General features: G+C 59.7%; 15 protein-coding genes. 7 read left to right on the top strand and 8 right to left on the bottom strand.

Annotated features, from left to right (window positions below):
- Nucleotides 1-7 precede the first annotated feature (7 nt).
- The 4 genes from betB to H598_RS0104050 all read right to left on the bottom strand — a co-directional run bounded on the left by betB (nucleotide 8) and on the right by H598_RS0104050 (nucleotide 4,608).
- Entirely contained in the window at nucleotides 8-1,471 is a 1,464-nt protein-coding gene (gene betB, locus H598_RS0104065; protein ID WP_028111864.1) for a betaine-aldehyde dehydrogenase, read from the bottom strand.
- The gene (betI, locus tag H598_RS0104060; RefSeq protein WP_028111863.1) at nucleotides 1,456-2,067 is read right to left on the bottom strand and encodes a transcriptional regulator BetI; all 612 of its coding nucleotides are present in this window, start codon (nucleotides 2,065-2,067) and stop codon (nucleotides 1,456-1,458) included. The genes betB and betI overlap by 16 nt, the downstream gene beginning before the upstream one ends.
- A gap of 274 nt (nucleotides 2,068-2,341) precedes the next feature.
- Nucleotides 2,342-3,571 (bottom strand): NAD(P)/FAD-dependent oxidoreductase, encoded by a 1,230-nt coding sequence (locus tag H598_RS0104055; protein WP_035415223.1) that lies wholly within the window; start codon nucleotides 3,569-3,571, stop codon nucleotides 2,342-2,344.
- 2 nt (nucleotides 3,572-3,573) lie between these two features.
- Nucleotides 3,574-4,608, bottom strand: coding sequence for a proline racemase family protein (locus tag H598_RS0104050; RefSeq protein WP_035415220.1), 1,035 nt, complete (start codon nucleotides 4,606-4,608; stop codon nucleotides 3,574-3,576).
- A gap of 166 nt (nucleotides 4,609-4,774) precedes the next feature.
- Here H598_RS0104050 and H598_RS0104045 point away from each other — a divergent pair, with 166 nt between their 5' ends.
- The 5 genes from H598_RS0104045 to H598_RS0104025 all read left to right on the top strand — a co-directional run bounded on the left by H598_RS0104045 (nucleotide 4,775) and on the right by H598_RS0104025 (nucleotide 10,316).
- Nucleotides 4,775-5,689: a dihydrodipicolinate synthase family protein gene (locus H598_RS0104045; RefSeq protein ID WP_028111860.1), complete on the top strand. Its 915-nt coding sequence runs from the start codon at nucleotides 4,775-4,777 to the stop codon at nucleotides 5,687-5,689.
- Nucleotides 5,690-5,702: 13 nt separating this feature from the next.
- A complete protein-coding gene (locus H598_RS0104040) occupies nucleotides 5,703-6,704 on the top strand; it encodes a 4-hydroxyproline epimerase (RefSeq protein ID WP_028111859.1) in 1,002 nt (333 codons plus the stop codon).
- An 8-nt stretch (nucleotides 6,705-6,712) separates the two neighbouring features.
- Nucleotides 6,713-8,269 carry an aldehyde dehydrogenase (NADP(+)) gene (locus tag H598_RS0104035; protein ID WP_028111858.1) on the top strand — a complete coding sequence of 519 codons (1,557 nt, stop codon included), beginning with the start codon at nucleotides 6,713-6,715 and terminating at the stop codon, nucleotides 8,267-8,269.
- Nucleotides 8,270-8,381: 112 nt separating this feature from the next.
- A complete protein-coding gene (locus H598_RS0104030) occupies nucleotides 8,382-9,062 on the top strand; it encodes a GntR family transcriptional regulator (RefSeq protein ID WP_028111857.1) in 681 nt (226 codons plus the stop codon).
- 162 nt (nucleotides 9,063-9,224) lie between these two features.
- The gene (locus tag H598_RS0104025) at nucleotides 9,225-10,316 is read left to right on the top strand and encodes a ketoacyl-ACP synthase III (protein ID WP_028111856.1); all 1,092 of its coding nucleotides are present in this window, start codon (nucleotides 9,225-9,227) and stop codon (nucleotides 10,314-10,316) included.
- A gap of 39 nt (nucleotides 10,317-10,355) precedes the next feature.
- Here H598_RS0104025 and H598_RS0104020 read toward each other — a convergent pair whose 3' ends face one another.
- A complete protein-coding gene (locus H598_RS0104020; RefSeq protein ID WP_028111855.1) occupies nucleotides 10,356-10,925 on the bottom strand; it encodes a RusA family crossover junction endodeoxyribonuclease in 570 nt (189 codons plus the stop codon).
- 347 nt (nucleotides 10,926-11,272) lie between these two features.
- On the opposite strand from H598_RS0104020, the gene H598_RS0104015 reads away from it, so the two are divergent.
- Nucleotides 11,273-12,451: a hypothetical protein gene (locus H598_RS0104015; protein ID WP_028111854.1), complete on the top strand. Its 1,179-nt coding sequence runs from the start codon at nucleotides 11,273-11,275 to the stop codon at nucleotides 12,449-12,451.
- On the opposite strand, the gene H598_RS0104010 is transcribed toward H598_RS0104015, so the two are convergent.
- Together H598_RS0104010 and H598_RS0104005 are read right to left on the bottom strand one after the other, a co-directional pair.
- Nucleotides 12,448-13,107, bottom strand: coding sequence for a 3'-5' exonuclease (locus tag H598_RS0104010; protein WP_035415217.1), 660 nt, complete (start codon nucleotides 13,105-13,107; stop codon nucleotides 12,448-12,450). The two genes, H598_RS0104015 and H598_RS0104010, sit on opposite strands and share 4 nt — an antisense overlap.
- Nucleotides 13,104-14,942 carry a DUF294 nucleotidyltransferase-like domain-containing protein gene (locus tag H598_RS0104005; protein ID WP_028111853.1) on the bottom strand — a complete coding sequence of 613 codons (1,839 nt, stop codon included), beginning with the start codon at nucleotides 14,940-14,942 and terminating at the stop codon, nucleotides 13,104-13,106. Before H598_RS0104005 ends, H598_RS0104010 begins: the two co-directional genes overlap by 4 nt.
- A 91-nt stretch (nucleotides 14,943-15,033) precedes the next feature.
- On the opposite strand from H598_RS0104005, the gene H598_RS0104000 reads away from it, so the two are divergent.
- Nucleotides 15,034-15,258 (top strand): hypothetical protein, encoded by a 225-nt coding sequence (locus H598_RS0104000; protein WP_028111852.1) that lies wholly within the window; start codon nucleotides 15,034-15,036, stop codon nucleotides 15,256-15,258.
- An 87-nt stretch (nucleotides 15,259-15,345) separates the two neighbouring features.
- On the opposite strand, the gene H598_RS0103995 is transcribed toward H598_RS0104000, so the two are convergent.
- Nucleotides 15,346-17,052 carry a sodium:solute symporter family protein gene (locus tag H598_RS0103995; RefSeq protein WP_028111851.1) on the bottom strand — a complete coding sequence of 569 codons (1,707 nt, stop codon included), beginning with the start codon at nucleotides 17,050-17,052 and terminating at the stop codon, nucleotides 15,346-15,348.
- Between the last annotated feature and the right edge of the window lies 1 nt (nucleotide 17,053).

Raw genomic sequence — 17,053 nt, 5'->3', positions numbered from 1 at the left:
TGCCCCCTTAAAATGGACTTTCCAGGGGCGCCATGCCCACATACACCGCTTTGAGCTGGGTGTAGTGGTTGAGCGTCGCCAAACCATTCTCCCGACCAATGCCGGACAACTTGTAACCACCCACCGGCATCTGCGCCGGCGAGGCGCCATAGGCGTTGATCCAGCAGATTCCGGCCTCAATCCGGCTGATTACCCGGTGGGCCCGGGTGATGTCACGAGTAAACACCCCAGCCGCCAGGCCGTAACCACTGGCATTGGCCCGCGCAATCACCTCCTGTTCATCGTCAAAACTGAGCACCGACATCACCGGGCCGAAGATCTCCTCCCGGCAGATGGTCATAGTATCGTCGCAGTCACTGAACACCGTCGGCGCCACGAAGAAACCACCTGGTACCGCCTCTGGTGACAGGCTGCGACCGCCACACAGCAGGGTGGCCCCCTCATCGAGGCCGTTCTGGATGTAGTTCAGCACTTGTTGTTGGTGGTTGGCCGAGATTAATGCGCCGAAATTGGTTTCCGGGTTCATGGGGTCGCCGACAACCATGTTGTTGCCAATACGCTCCAGCAGTTTGTTCAAAAAGGGTTGTTTGATGGAATCATGAACAAACACTCGAGTGCCGTTGGTGCAGATTTCACCCTGAGTGTAGAAATTGGCCAACATGGCCGCCGACACCGCCTGATCCAGATCGGCGTCATCGAAGATGATCAACGGCGACTTGCCGCCTAACTCCATGGTCACCTCTTTGAGGCTGGAGGCCGCATCCCTCATGACCTTTTGGCCTGTCTCCACCTCACCGGTAAAAGAAACCTTGGCGATGTCCGGGTGACGGGTCAACCACTGCCCCACCTGCGCATCGCCCTGCACCACGTTGAACACGCCAGCCGGCATGCCCGCCTCCATAAAGATCTCCGCCAGTTTCAGTGCCCCTCTGGGGGTCTCTTCTGACGGTTTAAAGATCATCACATTGCCGCAGGCCAGTGCCGGCGCCGCCTTCCAGCAGGCGATCTGCAATGGGTAATTCCAGGCGCCGATGCCGGCACAAATCCCCAGCGGCTCGCGGCGGGTATAGTAAAAATCATCACCGACTTGCTGATGGTTGCCTTCGATCCCGGCCGCCAGACCGGCGAAGAACTCGATGGAATCGGCGCCGGTCTCCACATCCACCACACTGGCTTCTTGCCAGGGCTTACCGGTATCCGCCACCTCGATGGCCGCCAGCTCATCATTGTGTTCACGCAACAACGCCACCGCCTTAAGCAAGATTCGGCTGCGCTCTACCGGGGTCATGGCCGACCAAAGGGCAAAACCCGCCCTGGCACTGGCCATCGCTTGCTCCAGCACCGCCTCGTCGGCGGTCTCCACCTGATAGATAACCTCACCGGTGCCGGGATTAACCACATCGAAACACTGCCCGTCGCCGTTGGCCAGATAGCGGCCGCCAACGAAACTTCTCTCTACTGCTTGGGACATCCGTTTTCTCCGTACTGCATTAACAGATTTTCTATAAAGGCTTTGCACAACACTTCAGCCTGGGAAAACGCCTGCTGAGGGTCCGGACTCAGGGCGCTTCTTAGCCAAAATCCATCGATCATCGCCGCTGTCTGACTGGCCAATTGCCGCGCCTGATGTCGTGGCATCAACAAGCCAAAGCCATGAGACAAGTTGCTGTGCAAGCGCCGATGGTTCACCCGCTGCAACCGTGCCAACACCGGCTCGTGCATCGATTGCTCCCAAAAGCTTATCCAGGTTTTGGTGGCCGGCAGCGATCGCTGCACCTGGGTAAAGTTGGCTTCGACAATCATCAGCAGCCGCTCCCGGGGAGACAGCGACCCCTGAGACAATCGAGACAACAGTGCCTGTTTTAACTGATCGAACAGATGACGCACCGTGGCGTTGATCAGTCCCTGCTTGCCACCAAAATAGTGGCTGATGATGCCGGACGACATCCCTGCATGATTACTGATGGTCACTATGGTGGTGTTATGGAGTCCGTGCTGGGCAATGGAGGCCATGGTCGCCAAAATCAGTTGTTGGCGACGAACATCTTTGGATTTATGTTGTGTCATTTTGTTAATTGATTGTTCAATTAATTTATACGGTAATGGTTTGAGCACAAATGATCAACCCAAGATCGAAAAACAACTCTCCTTTCGCAAACGGCGCCATAACGAGACCTGCATCACGCAACAACGCACCTAGAATACGGCACCAAGCCCCCACTAGGTAGTCGCGATACATTGAGCTCAAAGGATTATTCTGAATAAGTTGGAAACAAGTCACCATATTGGTCCGTCTCTGGGACGGACCAATCGGCTGTCAGGACGCTAAGGCGATGAGCCTTCAGAAGCGATGAATGGCGTAGGGGCTGAGGTCAAGATCGGTGGCCTGCCCCGCCATCAGTTGCCCCAACAACCTGGCACTGGTGGCGGCCTGGGTCAGCCCCAAATGCTGATGGCCAAAACTGAAGAAACAGCGCCGATGATGGCAGCCGCCGATCACCGGCAGCGAGTCCGGCAGCGAAGGTCGACAGCCCATCCAGCGCTCCCCTTGTCCCTGACGAACATTAAGCTGAGGTAGCAGCGCCTTGCCTTGATGCAGCAGGATGTCCGCTCGCCTGGGGTTCATCGGCGCATCCCGCCCGGCAAACTCCACCGTCCCTGCCAGCCGAGTCCCCGCCGCCATCGGTGTAATGATGAACTTACGCTCCGCCGAGGACACTGGCCGGCGTAGGCCACTGTGCTGCGTCAACATCAGGTGGTAGCCTCGCTCCGCCTCCAGCGGTACCCGGTAGCCCAACTGCGCCGCTAACGCCGCCGACCAGGCGCCGGCGGCCACCACCAGCCGATCGGCTTGAAATTGCCGGCCATCGGCCAGCGTGATCGCCGCTTCGGGCGTAACGGCCGTCACCTGCCCCCGCTCAAAACGGACCCCACGCTGCAGTAGGGTCTGCATCAGCCCCCGGCACACGCCATAGGGGTCCAGGGTGTGACCGGTTTCGGGAAACCACAGCGCACCGGACAGGGTCGAGGACAAGCCCGGTTCCAATTGATGCAGCTGCGCAGCGTCCAGCCAGTCACAGATAACGCCGGCCTCTGCAAAAGTGCGGGCCTGGCGCTGCTGCTCAGCGATGGCCGTCTGTTCGTAGACCAACAACGACCCTTGCTGCTGCAACCACTGAGACTGGCCGCACTCAGCCAGCACCCCTTGCCAGTCTTCCATGGCTCGACGGTTGAGCGCGGTTATGGCCGCCTGATTGTGGCGGCGCCGCGCCGGCGTCATGTTGGCCACAAATCGCATCAGCCAGGGTAACGCCTTGAGACAATAACCGCCGCGAATACGAAACGGCCCCAGGGGGTCCATTAGCATCGCCGGTACCTGGGGCAGCAATGCCGGATCGGCCAGGGGAAATACCTGCTCGGTAGCGAAGTGGCCGGCGTTGCCAAAGGAAGCCCCCCGGCCCGGCTCTTCCCGGTCGACGACGGTCACCCGGTCTCCGGCCAGAGAGAGAATCCAGGCCTGAGTCAGGCCAATGATGCCAGCGCCAATGATAAAGGTGTGCGGCTGTTCCATGGTCACCTCAACAAAAATCCCTGAGAAAACGGGTCGTCCGGCTCCAGCACAAACCTATGTTCACCGGTAATCCAACTGCGGCCGCTGACTCGAGGCAGCAGCGCCGCCTTGCCGTGATAGTCGACGGCATCGGTGGCCGTGACCGTCATTCGACCGCCGACGATGCTCTCTATCATCAGCGGCTGGCCCAGCGCCACCTGGTTGCGGGCATGCAACAGCGCCACCCGACCGGCAACCCCGGTTCCGGTAGGACTGCGGTCCACTTCGCCATCGGCAAACACACACACATGACGACTGTGGCAATCCGGATCCCGGGTGCGGGCCGAGGTAAACAGGGTGCCATACAGAAAGCTGAGGTCCGCTTCTTGAGGATGAGCCAGCGGGTGCGTCGCCATCACCGCCTGTTTGATCGCCCGCCCAGCGCTGATCAGCGTCGGCAGCCGCTCCGGCTCACAACTCAACCCCAACGCATCGGCATCCACATAGGCGTAGTAGGCGCCACCAAAACCGATGTCATACTCCACCGACCCCAGTCCCGGCACCTCGACCCGACAGTCCAGGGCTTCGGCCCAGGACGGCACGTTGATAAAGCTGGCTTCGATGCCCCCGGCCCCGTTGCGCCACACCTGGGCCTGAATCCGCCCGGCCGGGGCATCGATATTGATGGTTTCGGGCATGGCGGTGACGCTGAACCAACCGCATTTCGCCGCGGCCTGCACCACCGCCAGAATGCCATGACCACACATGCTGGAGTATCCCTCGTTATGCAGAAACAACACCCCGAAATCACCGTCCAGGGTGGTCGGTTCGGTGAGCAGCGCACCGTACATGTCCGCGTGACCACGGGGCTCATGCATCAACAACCGACGGTAGTGATCCAGGTGGGCCTGCAGGTAGCGACGCTTCTCCAGAATGGTGCTACCTGGGATCGGGGGATAGCCACCGGTAATGATCCGCAGCGGCTCACCCTCGGTGTGGGCGTCCAGTGTGGTTAGGGCCTCGGCCGCCAATGGCGCCGGCAGGGTCAGAGAGAGCATAAACGGGTCCTTGTCCTTACTTCTGCGCCGGCAGCAAGTTTGAATTGCCCCGGCATCTTGCCTGTGCGATAACCTTAAGGTAACATAATTTTGGTTTTTGCATACAATATACATGGACATTCTGAACAATTCAGACAGTTACAATACGACACAGGAAGGAACCCCAATGAAGGTAAACTGGAACGGCGTCTATCCAGCGATTTCGACTCAATTCAACGACGATGGCAGCATCAACTTTGAAGCCAACGCTCGCATGCTTAACCAACTCATCGCCGAAGGCATCGATGGCATCATTGCCCTGGGAACCGTCGGCGAGAACTGCTCACTGAGTGCCGAGGAGAAACGCCAGTTTCTGCGCCATACCCTCAGCGTCGCCGCTGGCCGAATTCCGGTGATCAGCGGCTGCGCCGAAACCACCACTCAGTTTGCCATCGACTTTGTCGGCGATGCTCAGCAGATCGGCGTCGATGGCATCATGCTGTTGCCGGGTATGGTCTACCGCGCCAACCGGGACGAGACCCTGCACCACTATCAGCAGGTCGCCCGGGCCACCTCGTTGCCGATCATGATCTACAACAACCCGGTGACCTACGGCGTCGATGTCGACATCGAGATGACCGGAATCCTGGCCCAGGAACCAAATATTGTCGCCATCAAGGAGTCCACCACCGACACCCGCCGCCTGACGGAACTGCACAACGCCTTTAAAGATCGCTTCATCCTGTTCTGCGGCGTCGACGACATTGCCTTGGAAAGCCTGATGCTCGGCGCCACCGGCTGGATCTCCGGCCTGACCAATGTCTTCCCGCAGGAATCGGTAACTATCTACAAGCTGGCCCGTGCCGGTCGCTATGAGGAAGCCAAGGAGATTTGGCGCTGGTTCCTGCCGCTGCTGCGCCTGGACACCGTCCCTCACCTGGTGCAATGCATCAAGTACGCCGAGCAGTTGGCTGGCCGCGGTAGCGAAAACGTTCGCGCCCCGCGCCTGCCCCTTTCCGGTGCCGAGCGCGCTCGGGTCACTCAGGTGTATAACGACGCCATTGCCAACCGTATCGATCTGAGTCAATACAACCAGGACTGATTGAGGAGCCGGCATGATTAAAGGCACTTTTTTCTGTATCGATGCCCATACCTGTGGCAACCCGGTGCGGCTGGTAACCAGCGGCCACCCGCCGCTGCGGGGCCACACCATGAGCGAAAAACGCCAGGATTTTCTGGCCCATTACGACTGGATACGCCAGGCATTGATGTTTGAGCCACGAGGTCATGACATGATGTCCGGCGCCCTGCTGTATCCGCCCTGCTCAGCCAACGCCGATGCCGCCATCCTGTTCATCGAAACCTCCGGCTGCCTGCCGATGTGCGGCCATGGCACCATAGGCACGGTTACCGCCGCGCTGGAGGCCGGATTGCTGCAACCGCGCACCGAAGGACGACTGGTCCTGGATGTCCCTGCCGGCCAGGTGTCGGTGCACTACCAGCGCCGGGGCCACAAGGTCGAGCGGGTACGCATCACCAACGTCGCCAGCTACCTGGCCCACCGGGACGTGGTCGTGTCGGTGCCCGGGCTGGGTCAACTGACCGTCGACGTCGCCTATGGCGGTAACTTCTACGTCATCGTCGAGCCTCAGCAACACTACCCGGGCCTGAAACACTGGGACGCCGACACCCTGCTACGCTGGAGCCCTCGAGTACGACAGGCCGCCCGCCAACAATTGAGCTGCCACCACCCGCACGACGCCAGTGTCGAGGGGATATCCCATGTGCTGTGGACCGGGGAGCCCACCCAGCCGGACTCCGATGGCGCCAATGCGGTTTTTTATGGCGATCGGGCCCTGGATCGCTCTCCCTGCGGCACCGGCACCAGTGCCCGCATGGCCCAACGTCATGCCAAGGGGTTGCTGGCCACCGGCGAGCGCTACGTGCATGAGTCGATCATCGGCAGCCAGTTTACCGGCACCGTCACCGCCACCACCGAAGTGGGCCCCTATCCGGCCATCGTGCCGGAGATTGAGGGCTGGGCCAGAGTCACCGGCCATAACACTATCACCGTCGACGACGACGACCCTTACGCTTTTGGCTTTCAAGTTAAATAAGGAATTTTATGTTAACCCTTCGCGGTCAGCACTTGATCAATGGACAGTGGGCCGGTCAGCCCGACAGTGACTTTCACAGCCTTAATCCGGCCACCAACGCCCCGCTGCCGTGGCAGTTTGCCGATGGCACCGAAACCGATGTCAGCCAGGCCACCGAGGCCGCCCGGGCTGCCTTCCTAGAGTACCGGCTGTGGACGCCATTACAGCGGGCCGAACTGCTGGAAGCCATGGCCGAAGCCATCGAGGCCCTTGGCGACACCCTCACCGACGTCGCTCAACAGGAAACCGCCCTGCCCGCCGCCCGGCTCAATGGCGAACGCGGCCGCACCTGCGGTCAACTGAGGCTGTTCGCTACGCTGCTGCGCCAGCCCAAACAGAGCCAAATCATCGATCTGGCCCAACCCCAACGCACCCCGCTGCCCAAGCCGGACATTCGACTCGACCACCTGCCCCTGGGACCGGTGGCCGTCTTTGGCGCGTCTAACTTCCCTTTGGCCTTTTCCGCCGCCGGTGGTGACACCGCCTCGGCCCTGGCCGCCGGTTGTCCGGTGGTCATCAAAGGCCACCCGGCCCACCCGGCGACCACCGAGATGGTGACGACGGCGCTGCTTCGAGCCATCGAGCAATGTGGCGCCCCCAAAGGCGTGGTCAGTCTGATTCAGGGCCGCTCGCCGTCCCTGTCACGGGCGCTGGTTCAGGACCCGTGCATACAGGCGGTGGGCTTTACCGGTTCATTTGCCGTCGGCCAGCAGTTGTCTCAACTGGCAGCCAGCAGGCCGCAGCCCATCCCCTTCTTTGGCGAACTGGGGTCGGTCAACCCACAGTTTTTGTTAGCCGAAACTCTGGCACAAAACGCCGAAACGCTGGCTCAGCAGCAAGTCCTGTCGATGATGATGGGTCAGGGGCAGTTTTGCACCAGCCCCGGCGTGGTCATCGCGCCTCGGGGAGAGGGCCTGGACCGTTACCTGAGCGCACTGGCAACCGCCGTCAGTGAGCAGCCTTGTGGCACCATGCTGACCGCCGGCATTGCCACGGCCTTCCATCAGGGAGTGGCACAATTGGCGGCCACCGACGGCGTCGATGAACTGGCCCGGGGTCAGGCACTGCCGGGCACAAACCAGACTCAAGCCCGCGCCTTTGTCACCACGGCGGCGGTGGCGCTGAGCCGCCCCCAACTGCTGGAGGAGATCTTCGGTCCTGCGGTGCTGGTGATCGAGACTCAGGACGATCAGCAGCGACTGCAGTTGGTGGACGCCCTGCCGGGGCAGCTCACCGCGACGATACACGGCAGTGACCAGGAGATGCAGCAGCAAGCCGCGCTGATCACCGCCATCGCCCACAAAGTAGGTCGCCTGATCGCCAACCAGATGCCCACCGGCGTCGAGGTCTGCCACGCCATGCAGCACGGCGGTCCCTGGCCGGCCGCCACCCACAGTCAATCGACCTCGGTAGGGGCGGAAGCGATAAAGCGCTTTACCCGGCCACTGGCCTGGCAGAACATGCCGCAGTCGCTGTTGCCAGAATCATTGCGGGATGACAGCGATGCACCCCAGCTTCGCTATTGACCGCTAGATACGCCACTTTGTATACAAAAAGGGCCCAAATCTGGGCCTTTCGCTTTTCTTCACCCTACAAACTCGTTAACCTATAACCTGACTAATCAATAAGTAAGCAATCATGAGTCAGGCCAGTCCCATTGTTCATAAAACCCGCACTCAACTCGTCGTTGAAGTACTGCGCGAGAAGATCCTTTCCGGAGACATCAAGGCGGGTGAACCCCTGCGCCAAAGCGCATTGGCTCAGGAGTTGAACGTCAGCCGAATTCCGGTTCGCGAAGCCCTGTTGCAACTGGAAGCGGAAGGCCTGGTGAAGTTCGAAGCCCACAAAGGGGCCACCGCCACCGAATTGTCGGTAGAGCAAGCCAGCGAACTGTTTGAACTGCGCGCCCTGATTGAACCTGATCTGCTGCGCAAGTCGATCCCCAACCTGACCGAAAAACAGCTGAACCACGCCGAGGAGGTGTTGACCAAACTGGAGTCGGCATTTCGATCGGAAAATGCGGTCAACACCTGGAGTGAACTCAATACCCAATTTCACGCCTGCCTGTATCTGGGCGCCAACCGTCCCCAGGCCATGGAAGTGATCAAAGGCCTTAACACCAATTCCGATCGTTACATTCGCCTGCAGCTGTTGCTGACCGGCGGCATTCCCCGAGCGGAAACCGAACATCGGCAGTTGCTGGAACTGTGTCGCTCCGGCCAGATCGACGCCGCTGCCACCCTCCTCGTCAACCACATCTTGCACGCCAAAGACGGCGTCAAAAAGCTGGTTGAAGAACACGTTAACAACGACAAATAGCCGCAGAGAGTCCGGTGATACAACCGTTTCCAGTCCGGGCTGCTACCTTTATAGCTATCGACCCTGTGAGCAACCGCGCCCCAGTTCTCGACGGCCATACTGCTGCGGAAATCCGACTTAAGCGCTCCCTTGGGGAGTGCTTTGCGTTTTTGGAGAGTCTCCATGCTTAATGCTCAAATTACCGGTTGGGGCAAATGTCTGCCTCAGGCCACACTCAGCAACCACGATCTGGCCACCTTTATGGACACATCCGACGAATGGATTCGCAGTCGGACCGGCATCGGCCAGCGTCACATCAGCCATGTCAGCACCTCAGCGATGGCCACCGTTGCCGCCCAACATGCCCTGGCGGCCGCTGGCCTGCAGGGCAGCGATCTGGACATGATCATCCTTGGCAGCGCCTCACCGGATACGCTGGTGCCCAACATCGCCGCCACGGTACAGGCCAACATCGACGCCCAATGTGCCGCCTTTGACATCAACGCCGCCTGCTCCGGATTCCTGTACGGTCTCGGTCTGGCCACCGCCCAAATCAAGAGTGGCCAGGCCAAGCGAGTGCTGGTGATTGGCGCAGAACGACTGACCTTCCTGCTGGACTGGCTGCAGCGCGATACCGCGGTGCTGTTCGGTGATGGCGCCGGTGCCGTGATTCTGGAAGCGGTGGAAAGCGAGGAACCACAAGGCGTACTCAGCTACGCCATGAACAACGATCCTCAGGCAAGGGAGATTCTCAAGGTAGCCGGCTTTGGCACCGATATGGACCGGCTCAGCCCAACCGCCACCGAGTTCCAGTTTCAGTTTGAAGGCCGCGAAATCTTTAAACGTGCCATTGCCGGCATGTCGGCACTGGGCAAGCAAGTTCTGGAGGAAAGTGGCACCGGTCTGGAAGATGTGGACCTGGTGGTGCCCCACCAGGCCAACGTGCGCATCATCGACACCCTGATCAACAAATTGGGACTGGCCAAAGACAAGGCCTTCATCAATATCGAGAACTACGGCAACACCTCGGCCGCCACCGTACCGATTGCCCTGTGTGATGCCCTGGATCAAGGTCGGATTCAACCCGGTGACACCCTGTTGTCTTGTGCCTTTGGCGCTGGCCTGACCTCCGCCGCCGCCGTCATCAAATGGGGCCCTCGCATTACTCCGATCAACCTGAGTGATGCCAGCCTGCCCGCCTGTGACAAGACCGGCCTGGAGCTGATTGCCGACGCCGTCGCCGCCAGCCAGAAACGCCATCAGCAACAAGACTGATGTCTCGTCGGGCTCACGGCGTTCGCCGCGTCGTGAGCCTCAATCCAGCCGCCTCACCTTAGCCGCATCCCAATACAGGTCCTGGCCAAAATGCTGGGCCAACGCCTGATTCAAAGCACCAAAACTGTCAAATCGCCGCTGTTTGCCCGACAGGCAGAACCACACGAACCGATAGCAGTTGTCCTTTAACAGATCGTAACGTCGATACTGATACAGCGACTGACCCGAGCGCTCAATGGCGCCAAGATCCACCAGGGGGCGATGATGGCGGTCAACGCACACAAACAAACGTTGACCAGTGCGCCCCTGCAGGAAACGCCGTGGGGACACCACTCGAACCAGACCGCTGCCATGCAGCTCAACAATTTGATCGTCATCGACCCAGATCCCCACGTGTTCAATGGCCCCATACACATGGCAGGCCACCAGCGAACCTGGTTGGGGCGCAACCCGGGCCTTGCCACTGGCCCACTCACTGGGGCGCAGCACCATCTGTGGGCTGTCACTACGATCGTGATAGCGCCGCTGCTGCTTCTTGTCACGACTGCGCTTGTAATCCGCCGCCACCAGCCCTCCGGCCAGCGCTGCCAGTATCCAGGGTAATGCCATGGCGCCTCCCACATCGACTCCCATTAATCCTAGCAACTCCTGGGCCGGTTTCTGCAGTCACAAAGTGTATCCAGTTATAACACTAGGTTCAGAAGCCATAAGTAAGCACAGCTAAACACCCATTCAAGTCAGGTTCAGAATCTCTATTTTGGCAAATATATGACTTATAAATCTGACACTTAACCTATTTTTTAAACCCTGGCGTAGGCAAACGGTTTCCGGCGGCATACTCTGACGCTAAAGCTGTGACCACATTGGGTCGATATGAACAGCAGGGCCACTGCAGCGTGGCCACAGATCAACCACAGAACACCGGCGTTTACGCGCCGATACAGGGTAGTACCGACATGAAACCGCGCATCACACTTACCGCTCTCTTCGTCTCCAGCCTGATTCTGGGCGGTTGCCAAAGCACACCAAAAATCGTTGCCGAACAGCAAGCCGACGCCCAGGCTACCGAGTTTTTCATTCAGGCCCAGTCTGCCGTTGACGCCCTGGCGCAGCGACTGACCCAGGCGCAGGCCGATGATCTGGCCCTGTATGCCCCGGATCTGCTTGAGGAAGCCAAAGATCAGCACAAGGACGCTCAGGAGGAGTTTGACGACATTCGCTACACCCCCGCCGAAGCCGATCAGGGCACCGTTGACGACATTCTGGTGGCGGTACTCAAGGCCAACCAGGCCCTCGACAGCGGCTACCTGATCAAACAGACCGCCGAAAAAGTTCTCGCCGACGCCATGGCGATGCGCGCCCGCCTGCAACAACTGGATGCCGCCAGCTACTTTGGCAAGCAGATGCGCCGGGCCGAGCAACAGTATCGGGATCTGCTGGAGGAGGTGGCCGATGGTGACATCGAAGACGCCCAGGAAGGACAGGCTGAACTGATCAAACTGCTCAGCGCCATCGAGATCAAAACCGTGGAACGCCTGACCCTGACCGGAGTGAAAAAACAGCTGGCCAGCATGCAGAAGAACCGGCTCGCCCGCTCTGCACCGCTGAGCTTCCAGCGCGCCGTGGCCAGTATGGAACTGGCCAAGTCGGTGATCGCCTCGGACCCGAGAAACGACAAAGCCATCGAGGCTGCCGCGACCCAGGTACAATTTGACCTGGACCACGCTCAGCACATCGCCCAGGCGGTCAAAAATCTCGACGCCCTCGATGAGGACGACTTCGAAAGCTACATCCTGGCCCAGGAAAACCGCCTCAACCAGGTGGTTCAGGCCCTGGGCAGCGACGACGTGCGCGATCGCCCTTTCAGCCAGCAAACCCAGGCCATTGTCGAGGTCGCCACCAAGCTGACCCACAGCGCGGCCCAACAGCATCTGGAGATTGAACGGCTGATGCTGTCACTGGCCAGCCACAAATCCGAAACACCGGTACAGGAAGCCGTTACTGAAGCGGTTGAATCTAAAGCGGTTGAGGTTGAAGTTGAGGTTGAGGCCAAAGCCGAAGCGGATGCTGAGAATGTTGACACCGCTCCGGTCACCGCGCCGCAGCCGCTTGCCAGTACCCCCGCGGTCAACTAAGGCACGATCAACTGCGCCAGCCCTGGGTTATGGCCCAGGGCACTGGCCTGAGCCAGCAGCAACTCGCCACAGGCCAACGCATCCACCAGGGCGTTGTGGCCCGGGTACACCGGCAGCCCATAACGCCGCCGACACGTCGCCAGGGTCAGGTCATCCCGTTGCAGCGTCTGGCCCTGACGCTGCAACCGTCGTTGCTCCAGGGCCAGAGTATCGATGGCCAGCAGCGGCTCCCTTTGCCCCAGTTCCCGCGCCAAGTCCCGGCGTAAAAACGCCAAATCCAGCCCGGCGTTATGACACACCAATACCCTCCCCTGCAGCAGTGGCCATAGGGATGCCAGCCCCTGGTGCAAGCCCGTGGCCTGTTCCAGCTGGTGATCGACGATGCCATGAATGGTGGCCGACTGCCCTACGCTCTGGCTGGTCCGAACCAGTTGATAAAACGCCTGATGGCACCGCAGCCGCCCCTGGTCGATGGGGATGGCGCCAATGCTGACGATCTCATCCTTGGCCGGGTCTAGCCCGGTCAACTCCAGGTCCAGTGCGAGTAGCGGCAGTTGCCGGTAACCCTGGCTCAGACACGAGGCCAAAGAGGAGCGGTGACCACCGCGCCAGTTTCGCCAGCGCCACCGCAACAGTCGCGGATGAAACAGACTCATAGTTGCTTGCCAAATTTCAGTTTGACCCCATCCTGGGCCTGCCCCAACACCACAAAGGCGTCTTTGAGCTGATGACGCACCAGTTGCGACAGGGATTTGGGCTCCAGATAGTTGCTGATTCGATCGCCCGCCAACCATTGTCGATGCTGGTTATCCAGCCGCTGAGCTCGAATAAACTCCAATGCATCGGCCAGGTTGAGGGCATCCTTACGGGTCAACAGCCCCGCCTCCATGGCCGCCTTTAACCGCTTCGGCGTTTCCACTTCGTCACTGCCGCACGCCAGGGCGTACAGTCGACCGATGTCGTTGATGATGGCCAGGCCGCGGTGCTTCAGATCCACCCCCGCTTTCTGCTCGCCGTCTTTATCCAGCACCCACTGACGAAAGAACCCCAGCGGCGGTCGCCGCGCCACGCAGTTTTGCGCCAGATAGGCCAGGAAAAACTCGCTGCGCTGAGCCTGCTCCAGCACCTGCAGTTGCAGTCGCCGCGCCAGTTCGGTGTCACCGGCCACGCCACGAATGTCAAAGAAGATGGAGCTGTGCATCACCGCCTTAGGCTCAGGCTCACTCATCCAGTGACTGAACTGCTGTTGCCAGCGATGAAGCGATCGACACCACTTGGGGTTCATCGCCATGATCTCCCCTTTGCAGAGCACAAAACCACAGCGATCCAGCCCCCTGCACACCGATTCCGCCAGAGCCAGGAAATAACGTTGCTGGGTTGCATCCGGCTCTTCGGCCAGCAGCAGGCCATTGTCCTGGTCCGAACCAATGACCTGATCCATGCGAGCCTGGGAGCCAAACGCCAACCAACACCAGTCCATGGGCGCTTCACCCAGGGTTCGCTGCGCCAGGGCAATGAGCCGCTCGGTCAAGCGGTCGGAGATGGCGGTCAACAGCCGCCCCACCTGCTCCGCCGACACCTCGGCGGCCACCAACGACTTCACCAGATTCGGCACCCCGTCCATCACCTGAACCAATTGTTCCTGGTCCTGACAGCGGTTGAGCTGCTTAATGATCAGCGCCGGATCCGAGTCCAGTTGCCGCATCAGATCGTTGCTGGTCACCAGCCCCTTCAGCTGCCCGTGTTCGGTGATGGGTAGGTGATGGATGTTAAACCGGGTCATCAGCAGCTGGGCATCGAACCAGGTCTCCTGTGAGGTCAGGCAACGGGGCGACGCGGTCATCACCTGCTTGACCGCCACCCCGGGGTCGACGGCCTTGGCCAACACCCGATTGCGCAGATCCCGATCGGTGAGGATTCCCACCAACTGCCCTTCGGCGGTCACCGGCAGGCAAGAGATTCGGTGCTGACTCATCAGCCGCGCGGCCTCTGCCACGCTGGTGTCACCACCACAACTGACCACCTTGGCACTCATCACCTTGGACAATCGCATGGCATTGGTGTGCCGGTGGTTGTCATAACGCACCCCGAGACGGATGCGCTGGCCATGTTGACGATTAAAGAAGCGTTCGAACTCCCGATAGCGATGACGCAGATCGTCGAAGGTGGCCAGCGGGATCAGGTACAGCAATCCGTCTTCGATGATGTGGATCTCGGCATCGGTCTGCTCGCCGGTCAACAGGGCCCGAAAGCCGAAACACTGATGGCTGTCGAGTCGGGCCAGCAACTCGCCATCGTTGTCCCTCAGCTCAAACACGCCGCTGGCGATTACGTACAAACAGGGGTTATCGGTGTCAAACTCGATGCGTTTGTCGCGCCGACTGGCGTAGGCGATCTCGATGCGGCCGGCGCACTGCTCCAGCGCCGCCTGGGGAAGCCCGTCAAAGGGCACGGTCTGTGACAAAAATTGGATGAGTGGAGCCAGGTCCATAACCACCGTCCTAATCCTTTAGTCTTAGATGGCTCGTGCCCACCAGATGACTCTGATACCCTCAGATCACCCCAGGCAAGGAGCCCTAAGAATGTTAACTATAATTGAGCCTATCCTAATCGTTTCCGGAATACTATTCGTCACTTACGCCCTGGCTATCTACAGCCGCCGTCAGCAGCACCTCAACGGATTCTGGCAGGTGTGGGTCGGAAAACTCAAAGACTTCAACCGACGTGAATTCGGCCTGTATCGCATCGGCATCGTGCTGCTGTTTGTGGGGGTTATCCTCAGAATCGCCAACCTCACCTTCGGTTAACACGCCATCAAACAACATTAAAGGGGCGGAAATCCGCCCCTTTTTCATGCCTCAGTAACAGCCCGTTTCCGGGCTGACTCGGTCGCGTTAGTGCGCCTGGGCATCACCGGAACCTTTCGGGAAACGGATCTGCTCGACCAACTCCTGCACCTCCACCGGCACGGCGGCGGTCATGCGACTGACGACGAAGGCCACCGCGAAGTTCACCACCATACCCAGGGTACCAATCCCCTCGGGAGAGATGCCGAACCACCAGTTAGCAGGCACGTTACCGGCCGGGTTCACGAACTTAAAGTAGATGATGTAGGCGGCGGTAAAGGTGATGCCCGATACCATACCGGCGATAGCGCCCTCTTTGTTCATCCGCTTGGAGAAAATCCCCATGATAATGGCCGGGAAGAAGGACGACGCTGCCAGGCCAAAGGCGAACGCCACCACCTGGGCCACAAAGCCGGGCGGATTAATGCCGAGGTAGCCGGCGACCACCACCGCCACCGCCGCCGCGATTCGGGCATACGCCAACTCCTGCCTGTCGGTAATATTGGGCATCAGTGATCGTTTCATCAGGTCATGGGACACCGAGGTTGAGATCACCAACAGCAATCCGGCCGACGTGGACAGTGCCGCGGCCACACCACCTGCGGCCACCAGGGCAATCACCCAGTTTGGCAGCTCGGCGATCTCCGGATTGGCCAACACCATGATGTCGCGGTCAATCTTCATCTCGTTGCGTTCATCACCGGAGTAGAACATACGACCGTCACCGTTCTTGTCTTCCCAGCTGATGAGTCCGGTTTCACTCCAGTTTTCAATCCACTTCGGCGCCTGTTCGGCCACAATGCCACGACCATCTTCACCATTGATGGTGTTGATCATGTTGACTCGAGCGAACGAGGCAACCGCCGGCGCGGTGGTGTACAGGAAGGCGATGAAGATCAGTGCCCAACCGGCAGACAAACGGGCATCGCTCACCTTGGGCACGGTAAAGAAGCGTACAATCACGTGCGGCAGACCGGCGGTTCCCACCATCAAGGCCGCGGTAATGAAGAACACGTCGATGGTACTCTTGGTGCCGTCGGTGTATTGACTGAATCCGAGCTCCGTCGATAGCCCGTCGAGTTTATCCAATAGATACATTCCCGAGCCGTCGTTGAGGGTCGAGCCAAAGCCCAGCTGAGGGATCGGATTGTTGGTCATCATAATGGAGATAAACACCGCCGGTACCAGGTAGGCGGTGATCAGCACGCAGAACTGCGCCACCTGGGTATAGGTGATGCCTTTCATGCCCCCCAGAACGGCGTAGAAGAAGACGATGGCCATCCCGATAATCACGCCGGTGGTGATGTCCACTTCCAGGAAACGGGAGAACACCACGCCCACGCCACGCATCTGTCCGGCCACATAGGTAAAGCAGACGAAAATGGCACAGACCACGGCGACAATACGGGCAACCTGGGAGTAGTAACGATCGCCGATGAAGTCCGGCACCGTGAACTTACCGAACTTCCGCAGATACGGCGCCAGGCACAATGCCAGCAACACATAGCCACCGGTCCAGCCCATCAGGTACACACCGCCGTCGTAACCCATGAACGAAATCAGGCCGGCCATGGAGATGAACGAGGCCGCCGACATCCAGTCTGCAGCGGTCGCCATGCCGTTAGCCACCGGAGGCACGCCGCCACCGGCAACGTAGAATTCATTGGTGGAGCCAGCCCGAGCCCAGATGGCGATGCCGATGTACAAAGCAAAGGTCAGGCCGACGATAATAAATGTGAGTGTTTGCAGTTCCATG

This window comes from Ferrimonas kyonanensis DSM 18153, from assembly GCF_000425405.1.
In the GTDB taxonomy this organism is placed as follows: Bacteria; Pseudomonadota; Gammaproteobacteria; order Enterobacterales; family Shewanellaceae; genus Ferrimonas; species Ferrimonas kyonanensis.
This window is presented reverse-complemented; position numbering and strand designations above follow the sequence as displayed.